The sequence below is a fragment of the Amycolatopsis sp. NPDC004079 genome (assembly GCF_040610415.1).
GTDB lineage: Bacteria > Actinomycetota > Actinomycetes > Mycobacteriales > Pseudonocardiaceae > Amycolatopsis > Amycolatopsis halotolerans.
Map to the genome: position 1 here is coordinate 1 of NZ_JBEXMH010000014.1, position 12,727 is coordinate 12,727.

13 protein-coding genes are annotated in these 12,727 nt (G+C 68.2%); 2 read left to right on the top strand and 11 right to left on the bottom strand.

All coding sequences use genetic code 11. The features are described from left to right. Positions 1–123: 123 nt before the first annotated feature. Positions 124–810 carry a TetR/AcrR family transcriptional regulator gene (locus tag ABZX37_RS16850; protein ID WP_354740371.1) on the bottom strand — a complete coding sequence of 229 codons (687 nt, stop codon included), beginning with the start codon at positions 808–810 and terminating at the stop codon, positions 124–126. A 71-nt stretch (positions 811–881) separates the two neighbouring features. Between ABZX37_RS16850 and ABZX37_RS16855 the strand changes: the two genes are divergently transcribed. Both ABZX37_RS16855 and ABZX37_RS16860 read left to right on the top strand, forming a co-directional pair. Next, the gene (locus ABZX37_RS16855) at positions 882–1,637 is read left to right on the top strand and encodes an SDR family oxidoreductase (protein WP_354740373.1); all 756 of its coding nucleotides are present in this window, start codon (positions 882–884) and stop codon (positions 1,635–1,637) included. A 29-nt stretch (positions 1,638–1,666) separates the two neighbouring features. After that, the gene (locus tag ABZX37_RS16860) at positions 1,667–1,996 is read left to right on the top strand and encodes a nuclear transport factor 2 family protein (RefSeq protein ID WP_354740375.1); all 330 of its coding nucleotides are present in this window, start codon (positions 1,667–1,669) and stop codon (positions 1,994–1,996) included. 46 nt (positions 1,997–2,042) lie between these two features. Here ABZX37_RS16860 and ABZX37_RS16865 read toward each other — a convergent pair whose 3' ends face one another. From ABZX37_RS16865 to dapA, 10 genes are all read right to left on the bottom strand, one after another. Next, a complete protein-coding gene (locus ABZX37_RS16865) occupies positions 2,043–2,738 on the bottom strand; it encodes an ATP-binding cassette domain-containing protein (protein WP_344286151.1) in 696 nt (231 codons plus the stop codon). Beyond that, positions 2,735–4,453, bottom strand: coding sequence for an ATP-binding cassette domain-containing protein (locus ABZX37_RS16870; protein ID WP_354740377.1), 1,719 nt, complete (start codon positions 4,451–4,453; stop codon positions 2,735–2,737). The genes ABZX37_RS16865 and ABZX37_RS16870 overlap by 4 nt, the downstream gene beginning before the upstream one ends. Continuing rightward, on the bottom strand, positions 4,440–5,300 hold the full coding sequence (locus ABZX37_RS16875) for a branched-chain amino acid ABC transporter permease (protein ID WP_354740379.1): 861 nt from the start codon (positions 5,298–5,300) through the stop codon (positions 4,440–4,442). The genes ABZX37_RS16870 and ABZX37_RS16875 overlap by 14 nt, the downstream gene beginning before the upstream one ends. A gap of 30 nt (positions 5,301–5,330) precedes the next feature. Next, a complete protein-coding gene (locus tag ABZX37_RS16880; protein WP_354740381.1) occupies positions 5,331–6,509 on the bottom strand; it encodes an ABC transporter substrate-binding protein in 1,179 nt (392 codons plus the stop codon). A gap of 91 nt (positions 6,510–6,600) precedes the next feature. Then, on the bottom strand, positions 6,601–6,987 hold the full coding sequence (locus ABZX37_RS16885) for a nuclear transport factor 2 family protein (protein WP_354740383.1): 387 nt from the start codon (positions 6,985–6,987) through the stop codon (positions 6,601–6,603). Positions 6,988–6,998: 11 nt separating this feature from the next. Next, positions 6,999–7,766 carry a MoaF C-terminal domain-containing protein gene (locus ABZX37_RS16890; RefSeq protein ID WP_354740385.1) on the bottom strand — a complete coding sequence of 256 codons (768 nt, stop codon included), beginning with the start codon at positions 7,764–7,766 and terminating at the stop codon, positions 6,999–7,001. Between the two features lie 402 nt (positions 7,767–8,168). Next, on the bottom strand, positions 8,169–9,113 hold the full coding sequence (locus ABZX37_RS16895; RefSeq protein WP_344286156.1) for a helix-turn-helix domain-containing protein: 945 nt from the start codon (positions 9,111–9,113) through the stop codon (positions 8,169–8,171). Between the two features lie 103 nt (positions 9,114–9,216). Continuing rightward, positions 9,217–10,269, bottom strand: a complete 1,053-nt coding sequence (hpaD, locus tag ABZX37_RS16900; protein ID WP_354740387.1) for a 3,4-dihydroxyphenylacetate 2,3-dioxygenase — start codon at positions 10,267–10,269, stop codon at positions 9,217–9,219. After that, the gene (hpaE, locus tag ABZX37_RS16905; RefSeq protein WP_354740389.1) at positions 10,266–11,774 is read right to left on the bottom strand and encodes a 5-carboxymethyl-2-hydroxymuconate semialdehyde dehydrogenase; all 1,509 of its coding nucleotides are present in this window, start codon (positions 11,772–11,774) and stop codon (positions 10,266–10,268) included. Before hpaE ends, hpaD begins: the two co-directional genes overlap by 4 nt. A 2-nt stretch (positions 11,775–11,776) precedes the next feature. Continuing rightward, entirely contained in the window at positions 11,777–12,721 is a 945-nt protein-coding gene (gene dapA / locus ABZX37_RS16910) for a 4-hydroxy-tetrahydrodipicolinate synthase (RefSeq protein WP_354740391.1), read from the bottom strand. Positions 12,722–12,727: the final 6 nt, after the last annotated feature.

Genomic DNA, 12,727 nt, shown 5'->3' on the forward strand with positions numbered 1-12,727 from the left:
CAGACAAAACAGACGTGACCTGCATCACAATGGGAAAGGTACGTGAGGGGCACCCTGAGGGAATCAGATTCCCTCAGGGTGCCCCTCACGGACTTCTGCATTACCCGCCCAGGGCTGGCCGGGTTAGCTTGATTCCGCCAGCGTCCGGAGCCATTTGGTCAGCAGCTGCGTTTCCGCGGCGCCCAGGATTTCCGGGTTCGCGGCGGCGTGCTCCAGCACGCGGTGGATCTCGGAGTGCCGATTGCCGGTCGCCGAGGTGCCGGTGATCGCGGCGATCGCGCCCTCCCGGACAGCCGCCGACAGCGGGCGGTCCTCCTCGGCGAGGATGATCTGGCGCAGCGTGACCCCGATATTCGCCACCAGGATGTGCGCGGCCGCCTGGTCCGGCGGGACCGTCAGGCGTCCCTGGTCGGCGGCGGCCTGGGTCAGGGCGCGGAGCATCGCGCTGGGCCGTTCTTGCGCCGCGGGGGCGTGGCCGGGGTGGACCTGGCCGTACATGAGCGTGTAGAAGCCGGGGTTCGCGATCCCGAAGGCGACGTGGGCGTCCCAGCCGTCGCGCAGGTCCTGGATCGGGTCGCCGGACGGCTCGTGAGCGCCTTTTTCCGCCAGGTACAGGTCGAAACCGCGCTCGACGACCGCGTCCAGCAGGCCCTGTTTGCTGCCGAAGAAGTGATACAGCGTCGGCATTTTCACCCCGGCCTGCGCGCAGATCGCGCGCAGCGAGATGTCCTCGCCCGGCGTCGCGGCGACCTGCTCGGCGGCGGCGTCCAGGAGCCGGGTCCGTGTATCCGCGTTCGCAATCTGTGTCACACCGCTATGGTAGCCACTGTTTCACTGATACATTGACGCATATCAGCGATAAAGAAACGGAGGAGCCACCCATGACCGGCCACACTCTCGAAGGCAAGAACGTCCTGGTCGCCGCCGGGGCGAAGAACCTGGGCGGGCTCATCAGCAGGCAGGCCGCGCAGGCCGGCGCGAACGTCGCGATCCACTACAACTCCGCGTCGACCCGTCCGCAGGCGGAGGAGACTCTCGCCGCGGTCGAGGCGGCCGGCGGCAAGGGCGTCGTCCTGACCGGCGACCTGACCGTCCCGGCGAACGTGGCGAAGCTGTTCGCGGACGCCGAGGCCGCGCTCGGGAAGATCGACGTCGCGGTGAACACGGTGGGCAAGGTGCTGCGCAAGCCGATCACCGAGACCACCGAGGACGAGTACGACTCGATGTTCGACATCAACTCGAAGGCGGCGTACTTCTTCATCAAGGAAGCGGGCAAGAACGTCGCCGACGGCGGCAAGGTCATCACGATCGTGACCAGCCTGCTCGCGGCGTTCACCGACGGGTACTCGACCTACGCGGGCGGCAAGAGCCCGGTGGAGCACTTCACCCGCGCCGCGGCCAAGGAGTTCGCCCCGCGCGGGATCTCGGTCACCGCAGTCGGGCCCGGCCCGATGGACACGCCGTTCTTCTACGGCCAGGAAACCCCGGAGCGGGTGGAATTCCACCAGTCGCAGGCGATGGGCGGGCAGCTGACCAAGATCGAGGACATCGCCCCGATCGTGTCGTTCCTCGCGACGTCCGGCTGGTGGATCACCGGGCAGACTGTCTTCGCCAACGGCGGTTACACCACCCGCTGAGTTTCACCCACGACAGCAAGGGAAACGCAATGTCCGAAGTGGAGATTCCGGAACCGGTGGCGTCGTTCGTCGACGCGGTGAACCGGCACGACGACGCCGCGTTCCTGGACGCGTTCACCGAAAAGGGCGTCGTGGACGACTGGGGCCGGTCGTTCACTGGACGCGCTGAGATCAAGGGCTGGAGCGACGTCGAGTTCATCGGCTCGCGCGGCGTCCTGACCCCGGAGGAGGTCACCGTCGCTGGCGACGTGGTCACCGTCGTCGGGGATTGGCGCAGCAACCACGCCAACGGCCGGTCGAAGTTCGTCTTCGACGTCGACGGCGACCGGCTCGCCAAGATGACCATCCGGGAAGGCTGACCGGCCGGGGCGTGGGCGTCCCACCGCGGAACGCCCACGCTCCGGGTCAGTTGGTGCCCAGGTACGCCTGGTGCAGCGTGTCCGGATTGTCCAGCAGGGGCTGCGATTCCCCGGCGTAGGTGACCTTGCCGGAGGAGACGACCAGGGCCTCTTGCGCGACTTTCAGCGCCAGGTGGGTGAACTGTTCCACCAGGAGGATCGCCGCGCCCGCGTTGGCGAATTCGGTCACCGCCGGGAGAAGCCTGGTGAAGACGGCGGGCGCCAAGCCCAGCGACATCTCGTCGATGAGCAGGAACTTGGGTTTCGCCGCGAAGGCCCGGCCCAGCACCACCATTTGCTGCTCGCCGCCGGACAGCAGCGCGGCGGGCGAGTTCTTGCGTTTCTCCAATTCCGGGAAGAGGGCCAGGACTTCGTCGACCCCGGCGGGGGTTTTGGCGGTCAGGCGCAGGTTTTCCAGCACGGTCAAGCTGGCGAAGACCGCCCGTCCTTGCTCGACGTGCGCCAGTCCGAGCCGCGCTCTGGACACCCGCGAGTGTTTGGTGACGTCCGTGTGTCCGACGTGGATAGTGCCGGACGCCGCGGGGATCACGCCGGACAGCGCTTCCAGCAGGCTGGTCTTGCCCGCGCCGTTGGGGCCGACCAGCGCGGTGATCTTGCCTGGTTCCAGCGTCAGTCCGACGTCGGCGATGACGGGGCCCGCACCGCGGGTGACGGTCAGGTTCTCGATGCGCAGCGTGCTCACAGCATCTCCGTTTCGCCCAGGTATGCCTTCAGAACCGCCGGATCCGCCAGCACTTCCGCCTGCGGGCCGCTCGCGAGCACCTCGCCGAAGTCGAGCACGGTCAGGGTGTCGCAGACCGACCGGACCAGGTCCAGGTCGTGTTCGATGATCAGCACCGAGACGCCGAACCTGGCCGGGACCTGACGCAGGCGTTCGCCGAACGCCACGTGTTCCTCGTGCGGGAGGCCTGCCGCCGGTTCGTCGAGGAGCAGCACTTGCGGCTTCGCCATGAGGTGTCCGACGACCTCGACCAACCGGCGCGCACCCACGTCGACCCGGTCCAGCGGCGTGGCCGCGGGCGGGCAACCGAAGAACTCCAGTGCGGCAGCGACTTCATCCGCGGGCGGGCGTCGGCGGGCCACGAAGCGGACGTATGCCTCGATGGTCAGTCCCGACGGGACCCGGTCCTGCTGGAACGTTCGGCGGAGACCGGAGCGGGCTCGCTGCGTCGGGTTGCCGGTGAGGGGACGGTCGGCGAGTTCGACGGTCCCTTGAGCCTGCGGCAGGAAGCCGCTGATGGCGTCGACCAAAGTGGACTTCCCGGCGCCGTTCGGGCCGATCACGCCCAGCACCCCGCCCTTCGGGACGGCTAAGTCCACTCCGGACAGTGCCTTGACCTGGCCGAAAGTCACGCTCAGTCCCCGGACAACCAGCACCGGTTCGCCAGGCGGCAGGCGCGGAGGTTCTTCGTCGAGGGCGGTGATTTGGACGCCAGCGCTGGCCCTGGAACGGCGACGCCACAGTTCGCGGATCGCGGTGCCCAGGTTGCCGCGTCCGGCCAGCGCCTGGATGCCCAGCAGGCCGAAGATCACGTAACCCCAGTCTTGCGGGACTCCCCAACGCTTCAACAGTTCCGGTACGGCGACCCACAGGACAGCGCCGAACACCGCCATGTCGATCAGGTGCGCGCCGGACATGATGGCGAGGACGTACAACGCCAGCGACTGCAGCGGAGCGAAGCTGGTCGGGAAAGCGAACCCGACCTGTGCGGTGAGCAGACCGCCGCTGATGCCGCCCAGCGTGGCGCTGACGGCGAAGGCCGAGAGCTTCGCGGTACGGACGCTGGCTCCTGCTGCGGCCGTGCCCCGTTCGGAGAACGCCACCGCGGCCCAGCTGCTGCCCCACGGACCGCGCCGGAGGAAGTGCACGACCAACGCGCAGATGATCAGGACGATGACACAGAGCAGGAAGTACGCGTTGTCGTCGGCGACCAAGGACGGCCGGTCCACCGAAACGCCGTCAGTGGTGCCGGGGAACTGGATTTCCACGAGGGTGACGTCGGCGGCCGCGGCCAGTCCGAGGGTCACCACCGCCAGGTTGATCCCGCGCAGACGGAGCGCGGGAAGTCCAATGAGGACACCGACGACGCCCGCCGCGAGACCGCCCAGCAGCAGCCAGAAGAGGAAGCCGCCAGGTGCGTTAGCGACGTTCAGCGCGGAGACGACCCACGCGCCGATCGCGCCGAAAGTCAGCTGGCACAACGAGATCATGCCAGCGCTGCCGGTCACGACGCCTAGGCCGAGCAGGGCGATGGCGGCTACTACGACGCTTACGCCGAGGTAGGCGAAGTAGCCGTTGAGGCCGACGGTCAGGCCGATTCCGACCAGCACCGCGACCACCGCGACGACCAGTGGGGTTCCGAAGCGGGACACTGCGCCCCGGTCAGCGAGCTGCATCCCACACCTCCTTGCGCTGAGACCACACGAGCAGGCCGACGATGGCCAGGAACGGGACGAAATTCCGCACTACCGAAAGTTGGTCGACCTGCGCGAGCGCGCCCTGCAGCATGCCGAGCACCAGGCCGCCGACGACGGCGAGGTCCAGCCGCCGGAACCCGCCGAGCAGGGCCGCCGCCGCGGCGGGCACGACCAGCATGGCCAGCGAGGTGGCGTCGTTCGATTGGGACGGGGCGACGATCACGATGATGACGGTGCTGATCAGGCCAGTGGCGCCCCACACCGCGGCACTGAGCCGTTTCGCCGGGATACCCAGCAGTTCAGCCGTCGTCGGGCGTTCCGACAAAGCGCGCAGTGAGATGCCGACGGGCGTCTTTGTCAGGATCAGCCGCGCGGCGAAGGCGATCACCACCGCCAGCGCGACCGTCACGACGGTCACCTGGCTGATCACCACGCCGCCGACGGTGAAGGCCGGACCGGCCAGCAACGCCTGGAACGGCTGCGGTTTGTTGCCGAACAGGATGAACGACAGCGAAATCAACAGCAGCAGCACCGCGACGGTCACCGCCGAACGGGTGCCGGTGCCTGCCTCGGCCAGCCAGGTCGAGACGACCCAGCCGATCAGCACGCTCAGCAACCCGCCCAGCAGCACGCCGAGCACCACTGCCAGCCATTCCGGCAGTCCACCGTGGACGGACAAGGCCACCCCGACGTAACTGCCGAACATGCCCGTGGCCGCCTGGGCGAAGTTGACGACGCGGACCAGCCTCGACATCAAGGTCAGGCACACCGCCAGCACCGCGTAAAGCCCGCCGGCGGCCAGCCCGGCCAGCGCTCCCTGCACCATTGCAGTCTCCTCTGTCCAGAGTGGATCGGGCTAGCGCCGCGGAATCCGCAGCCAGTCGGTACCGGAGATCTCCCACCGGTTCGTGCCCGTCGCGAGCTTGACCGGCCAGCCCGCGATGTTGTCGTGGTGCGTCTGCCCGGGACCGAACACGTACGGCGTGCCGACCATCGGATCGGTGATCGGCTTCATCTCGCGCAGCGCCTTCGTCACCGATTCCCGCGTGATGTCGCCCTGCATGCCGTTGAGCACCTGCAGGAAGTACTTCGCCGCGAGGTAGCCGCCCTGACTGAACGAGGTCAGCGGAATGTTGTTGCGCGTCATGAGGTCCCGCCACTCCTTGGTGCGCGGGCTCGACGGGTCGGTGAACGGGTAGAACTCGGCGGGGACGTAAACGCCCTTGCCCGCGTCCGAAACCGCCTTCGCGTACTGTTCACTGTAGACACTCGTGAGCAGCAGCCAGGTCACGTCTTTCCAGCCCTGTGCCTGCGCGGCTTTCAGTTGGCCGATCGAGTCCGGCTCGACGGGGTTGACCGTCACCGCTTTGCAGCCGGCCGCACGGGCCTTGACGATGTACGGCGTGTAGTCGGAACCGTTGTACGGCACGGTCGCGTCGACGTACTTCAGTTTTTTGCCGGTGATTTTCGACCATTCGTCGATGGCTGCGCGGTAGTATGGCAACGTGTTCCCGGCGATTTCCAGCAGCGCGCACATGTCCTGCAGGTGCAGCACCTCGGAGCCGTACAGCAGGGTCAGCGTCATGTCGTGGAACGGGCCGACGTTGGCGGGCCCGATGTTCGGGCTGGTGAAGCACGACGGGTCGACGCCGATGCCGGAGATGGAAAGGACTTTCTCCTGCTGGTAGTACTTGGCGTTGATCTGGCATTCGATGAGGCTGGACGAACCGACCAGCGCCACCGCCTGATCGCCGCCCACGATTTCGCGAGCCGCGGCCGCCGCCGCGGCGGGGTCGCCCTTGTCGTCGATGGCGTGGTATTCGATCTTGCGCCCGTGCACGCCGCCCGCCGCGTTCGCCGCGTCGAAGACGGCCTTGGCGGCCTGGGAGGATTCCGGGAAGGTGGCGGGCCCGCTCAGCGCGTTGACCGAGCCGACCACGATCGGTCCGTTCGGATCGGCGGTGCCCGCGCAGCCCGCCGCGACCAGCGTGACGAGCACGGCCGAGGCGAGCGCGGGCAGGAACTTTCTCATCATGGCTCGGCTTTCCGGTCCACAGTGACCAGAGGGGGAGGGGAGAAGGGGGCGGTGCCGGGGGAAGGACCGGCACCGCCGTTTCGCGGGGGACTCAGTCGGTCGCCGCGGCGACCGGGGCGGAATCGACGATCTGCTCGAAGCTCGCGACCTTGTCGCCGTCGAACTTCCACACGTGCGCGACCCGGGCGGTGAAAGCCTTGCCGGAATTGCGATTCGTGCCGGTGTACGTCCCGAGGCCGACAATCGAGTCACCGGCGTCCAGCAGGGCGGACAGCGCGAACTGATAGCCGTCCCAGTCGCGCGCGATCGCCTCGAAGACGTTGCGCTTCACCTCGTCGGGTCCGGTGTAGGTGCCCGCGTAGGGGAATCCGGCGGCCTCGGTCCAGGTGGTCTCGGGGCCGATCGGGGCGAGCATGCCGTCGAGGTCGCCGCGGTCGCTTGCCTCGTAGTGCGCGGTGATCACGTCCAAATTGGACACGGGGAAACTCCTTAGACAGGCTGGACGTCGGGGTAGCTGATCGAGCCGAGCGGGTAGATGTGCCCGCCCGCGCGGGAATGCTCGGACCGGCCGTCGCCGGTGATGCCGAGGAAGACGCCGGTGGTGCGCAGGTCGTAGCCGAGGTCGTGCAGCCACACGCTGGCCACCGCGATCCGGAACTCCCGGAAGCAGAACAGGTACAGGCCGTCGGCGAACTTCCAGACGGTCGACATGTCCACGTCGCCGTGCCCGCGCTGCACGCCCTCGACGCACTGCCAGCAGTAACGTTCGGAGGAGAGGTAGACGTGCTCGTACAGGTGGTTCGGGCTGTAGCGGTAGACGTTGCGCTTGCCGATGAGGTCGCGCGACGGCCCCGGCACGTCGCCGGTCGGCTCGCCGCCGTCGGTGGTGCCGGCGTGGAAGGTCTGCGAAACCCGCGGCGTGCCTTCGACGTCCTCGTCGCCGATCACCGACCGCACGGTCATCGCGCGGTGCGTGGCGGTCGAGTAGACGACGGTGAGGGACTCGCCCTCGACGCTCGTCAGCGGCAGATTCACGAAGAGGACGTCGGGACGCACGGCGACCGCGTCGTAGGGATCCTCGACGCCGTTGAGGGTGAGCCGCTCGCTGTCGAGGAACCGCAGCTCGAGCTTCGCGCCGTCATCGAGCGTGACGGTGAGCTCCCGCCCGGTGAGGTCCGCGTTGGGCAGCCGGTAGGTGTCGATCCCGGCGGCGAACTCGTCGTAGGTGCGCCATTCGTCAGGGGAAGGGTCGGACATGCCCATCATGCTCGCCGCGCCCCGGTCCGGGAGCGAATGTTCGTGCGCTGGCGGGCAACTGCCGGACGCTCGCGGTCAATACCAGGGGGTTCGGGGCGGATCGGGGGTGGAGACGACAAGCGGCGCCCCCGGGGACCGGGAGCGCCGTGCGTGGTTGGGGGCGGGATTGGCCGCGGGGCGCGAAGTTCGCTCGGCGACCACTCGAACGCAGCCCGTGAGACCCGCGAGAAATGTGCCGTGTCGACAGATCCCCATCGGCCCGCGCTTGCCGCGACGCGACGGGCCGTCAGCAACGGACCCGTAGGCCCCGGCGGCAAGTCGCTATCCGCGGCCAGATCCGATGGCTCCGCCACGGAAACGGCGGCCCAAGGTGTCCGGGAGCGCTGTGTGTGGTTGGCGGGTTCAGCCGCGGGCGCGCAACTCACTGGGCGACTGCGCGAACGCCGCCCGAAACACCCGCGAGAAATGCGCCGCGTCCACAAACCCCCACCGAGCCGCGATTGCCGCGACCGGACGCGCCGCCAGCAACGGATCCCGCAGATCCCGGCGGCAATGCTCCAACCGCCGCTGCCGGATCCACCCCGCCACCGTCGTCCCCTGCTCCTGGAACAACCCGTGCAGATGCCGAGTGGAGATGTAATGCTCCGCGGCGATCTGCGCGGGCCCGAGATCAGACCGCGACAGATTGGCGTCGATGTAACTCCGGATCCGCCGCATCAGGTCGTGGTGCGGGTCGGCGGCTGTGCGGTCCAGGTCGAGTTCGGTGGCCAGCATCGTGGTCAGCAGGTCGACCGCGTTGTGCGCCAGCCGTACGCCCACCGGGCTCGTCAGCACGTCCAGATTCCCGCCTAGCTGCGCCAGGAACGGCACCACCACGTTCCCGACCCCGGAGCGTCCGGACATCCGCACCGCGGTGAGCTGACCGACCAGATCCCGCGGCAGGTCGACCTGCTGTTGCGGGAACATCAGCACGAGCGTCCGGAAATTCTCTTCGAACACGAGCGAATACGGCCGGTTCGTGTCGTACAGCGCGACATCGCCGGGACGCAGCACCGCCTCGCGGCCGTCCTGGGTGAGGATTCCGGTGCCGGCCAGCATGACGCTCAGCTTGTAGCAGGGCCGGTCCGCGCGGGCGATCAATTCCGGCGTGCGCTCGACCGCGTGCGGCGACGCGGTGATCTCGGTGAGCGCGATCTCGCCCGCCTCGTGGGTGCGGAGCCTGCCGTGGAACCGGTCGCGGTGCTCGGTGCTCACCTGCAGCGGCACGAACGACCGCAGGACCGCGGACCGGAACTCCGTGAAGTCCTGCGCGACCGTGGTCGGCGTCTGCAAGATTGCCGTCATCATGTCACCTCTCCGTCGAAGTGCCGGTACCGCTGCTGACGGTCCGTGAAGGGCTCCTTGGGGGAATCAGATTCCCGCAAGGAGCCCTTCACGGACGGGACGCACCTTAGACCTGTTCGCCCAGTTTGAAACCCCGGGCGGTGTCGTCGGTGCGGGTGTAGGAGAACCCGTCCGCACCGATGGTCACGTCCATTTCCTTCGTGTCGGTCCGTTCCTCGACGGGCTGGAGCTTCCCGTCGAGGTCGAGCACCCGCGAGGCCTCGGTGTACCAGCTCGGCACCACCGGATTGCCCCACCAGTCACGACGCTGGTTGTCGTGCACGTCCCAGCTGATCACCGGGTTGTCCGGGTCGCCGGTGTAATAGTCGTGGGTGTAGATCTCGATCCGGTGCCCGTCCGGGTCACGCACGTACAAATAGAACGCGTTCGACACGCCGTGGCGGCCCGGGCCGCGCTCGATCTGGTCCGATTTCCGCACCGCGCCGAGGTGGTCGCAGATGTGCAGGATCTGGTGCCGCTCGTGCGTCGCGAACGCGATGTGGTGCAGGCGCGGGCCCGCGCCGCCGGTGAGCGCGACGTCGTGCACGGTCGGTTTGCGGAACATCCACGCCGCGTACACGGTGCCCTCGTCGTCCACGATGTCCTCCGACACCCGGAAGCCGAGGCCCTCGTAGTACTTCCGCGCGGCCGGGACGTCCGGCGTGTTCACGTTGAAGTGGTCCAGCCGCGACAGCGCGCCCGGGCCGTGCACGTCGTAGCGCTGGGTGAAGCGCTCGACGTGCTCGGCCTCGTAGAAGAACTCGATCGGGAAGCCGAGCGGGTCCAGTACGCGCACCGCTTCGCCGATGCCGCGCGTGGTGCCCTTCGGGACGCGGCGGACCTGGACGCCGAGTTCCCGGTAGTACGCCTCGGCGACGTCGAGTTCGGCTTCGCTGCGCACGCGGTACGCGAGCACGGACAGCGCGGGCTCCGCACCCTTGCGGATGATCAGCGAATGGTGCAGGTACTCCTCGAACGCGCGCAGGTAGACCGCTTCGTCGTCTTCGTAGGTCACCACGAGGCCGAGAATGTCCACATAGAACTCTCGCGACGCTTTCAGGTCGCTGACGATGAGTTCCGCGTAGGCGCAGCGGATGACGTCCGGCGGGGTCGTGGTCATGCCTTGTCCTTCCCGGCCCCGAAGCGCGCCGTGTGCACGTCGCCGAGCGTGATGTGCACGGCCTGCTGTTCGGTGTAGAAGTCGATCGAGCGGTAGCCGCCTTCGTGGCCGAGGCCGGACGCCTTGACCCCGCCGAACGGCGTGCGCAGGTCGCGCACGTTGTGCGAGTTCAGCCAGACCATGCCGGCGTCGATGCTCTGCGCGAAGTTGTGCGCGCGGGTGAGGTCGGCGGTCCAGACGTAGGCGGCCAGGCCGTACTTGACGTTGTTGGCCAGCTCGAGCGCTTCCTCGTCGGTGTCGAACGGCGTGATCGCCACGACCGGGCCGAAAATCTCCTCCTGGAAGATCCGCGCGTCCGGTTTCACGTCGGCGAAGACCGTCGGGGCGACGTAGTTCCCGGTTTCCAGACCCTCCGGACGGCCGCCGCCGGCGAGCAGTTTCCCTTCCGTCTTGCCGATTTCGACGTAGCTCATCACCTTGTCGAAGTGCTCCGGGTGCACCAGCGCGCCGACCTCGGTGGCCGGGTCGTGCGGGTCGCCGACCACGATGTTGCGGGCGCGCTCGGCGTACCGGGTGCAGAACTCCTCGTAAATCGGGCGCTCGACAAGGATCCGGCTGCCCGCCGTGCAGCGTTCGCCGTTGAGCGAGAAGACGCCGAACAGGGTGGAGTCCAGCGCCGCTTCGAAGTCCGCGTCGGCGAACACGACGGCCGGGGACTTGCCGCCCAGCTCCATCGACATGCCCTTGAGGCCGGGCGCGCAGTTGCGGAAGATCGTTTCGCCGGTGGTGGTTTCGCCGGTGAACGAGATCAGCCGGACGTCCGGGTGCTTGACCAGCGCGTCGCCCGCTTCCTCGCCGAGGCCGTTGACGAGGTTGAACACCCCGTCCGGCACGCCCGCCTCGCGGAAGATGTCCGCCCACAGGCTCGCCGACAGCGGCGTGAACTCGGCGGGCTTCAGCACCACGGTGCAGCCGGCCGCCAGCGCCGGCGCGAGCTTCCAGCTCTCCAGCATGAACGGCGTGTTCCACGGCGTGATCAGCCCGGCGACGCCGACCGGCTTGCGGTTGACGTAGTTGACCTGCTTGCCGGGCACCTTGTAGGTGTCGTCGGCCTGCGCGACGATCAGGTCGGCGAAGAACCGGAAGTTCTCCGCGGCGCGCTGCGCCTGGCCGAGCGCCTGCTTGATCGGGAGGCCGGTGTCGAAGGTCTCCAGCTCGGCCAGCTGCTTGTCGCGGCTCTCCACCAGATCGGCGATCTTGTTGAGGATCCGGGCGCGCTGGCGCGGCAGCATCTTCGGCCACGGACCGTGGTCGAAGGCTTCCTTCGCCGCCGCGACGGCGAGGTCGATGTCCTCGGCCTTGCCCGCCGAAGCCGTCATGTACGGCTTGTTCGTGACCGGGTCGAGCACCTCGAAGGTGTCGCCCGAGACGCTGTCGGCCGGCGCTCCGCCGATGTAGTGGCGGATGTGCTCCGGCAGGTTCTCCGGAACGTAGTGCGCGGTCATGGTCACTTTCCTTCCACGGTGAAGCCGTCGACGGGCGAGAGGTACTGCTCGCCCTGGCGCATCAGTTCGGTGATCCGGGCGATGCCCGGTTCGGTCGGGGTGATCAGCGGCGGGCGCACGAAGCCCGACTTGATCAGCCCGCGCTGCTCCAGGACCCACTTGCCCGGCGCCGGGTTGGTCTCGACGAACAGCAGGTCGACCAGCGGGTGCAGGCCGTAGTGGATCTCGCGGGCGCGGTCGAAGTCGCCCTCGGTCCACGCGCGGTACATCTCGGCGCTGGCGGCCGGGGCGATGTTGGCGGTGGCGCTCACGAAACCGGTGCCGCCGAGGGAAAGCAGCGGAAGGCACAGCAGCTCGATGCCCGACCAGACGAGCAATTCCTTGCCGCACAGGTGAAGCACGCGGGAGAAGTGCTCGAAGTCCTTGGTGGTCTCCTTGATCCCGACGAAGTTGTCGAAATCGCGGAACAGCCGCGCGACCGTCTCCGGGGCGAGGTCGACCGACGTCCGGCTCGGCACGTTGTAGGCGACGATCGGCAGGTCCGGGAATTCCTTCGCGACCGTGGCGTACCAGCTGTAGAGCGCTTCCTGGGTGGGCCGCGCGTAGTACGGGGTGATGATCAGCGCCGCGTCGATGCCCGCGTCGCGCGCCTCGGAGGTCAGCTCCAGCGTCTCGTCGAGCTTCGCCGAACCGGTGCCGGGCATGAACGGCACCTTGTCGTCCACCGCCTTGGCGACGGTGCGGATCGTCTCCGCGCGCTCGGCCACCGTCATCGCGCCGGGCTCGCCGGTCGAGCCGCCGATCGAGACGCCGTTCGAACCGGACGCGATCTGCCAGTTGACCAGGTTGGCCAGGCTCTCGTGGTCGACCGCGCCGTCGGCGGTGAACGGGGTCATCAGCGGCGCGATCGAGCCGGTGATGGCGTTCGGGGTACTGCGGAACCTCATGGGGTG

Excerpts from the sequence above, each read along its gene's own strand:
- ABZX37_RS16860 (WP_354740375.1), top strand. The coding sequence starts at position 1,667 with ATGTCCGAAGTGGAGATTCCGGAACCGGTGGCGTCGTTCGTCGACGCG.
- dapA (WP_354740391.1), bottom strand. The coding sequence starts at position 12,721 with ATGAGGTTCCGCAGTACCCCGAACGCCATCACCGGCTCGATCGCGCCG.
- ABZX37_RS16880 (WP_354740381.1), bottom strand. The coding sequence starts at position 6,509 with ATGATGAGAAAGTTCCTGCCCGCGCTCGCCTCGGCCGTGCTCGTCACG.
- ABZX37_RS16855 (WP_354740373.1), top strand. The coding sequence starts at position 882 with ATGACCGGCCACACTCTCGAAGGCAAGAACGTCCTGGTCGCCGCCGGG.
- ABZX37_RS16875 (WP_354740379.1), bottom strand. The coding sequence starts at position 5,300 with ATGGTGCAGGGAGCGCTGGCCGGGCTGGCCGCCGGCGGGCTTTACGCG.
- ABZX37_RS16895 (WP_344286156.1), bottom strand. The coding sequence starts at position 9,113 with ATGATGACGGCAATCTTGCAGACGCCGACCACGGTCGCGCAGGACTTC.
- hpaD (WP_354740387.1), bottom strand. The coding sequence starts at position 10,269 with ATGACCACGACCCCGCCGGACGTCATCCGCTGCGCCTACGCGGAACTC.
- hpaE (WP_354740389.1), bottom strand. The coding sequence starts at position 11,774 with ATGACCGCGCACTACGTTCCGGAGAACCTGCCGGAGCACATCCGCCAC.
- ABZX37_RS16890 (WP_354740385.1), bottom strand. The coding sequence starts at position 7,766 with ATGTCCGACCCTTCCCCTGACGAATGGCGCACCTACGACGAGTTCGCC.
- ABZX37_RS16870 (WP_354740377.1), bottom strand. The coding sequence starts at position 4,453 with ATGCAGCTCGCTGACCGGGGCGCAGTGTCCCGCTTCGGAACCCCACTG.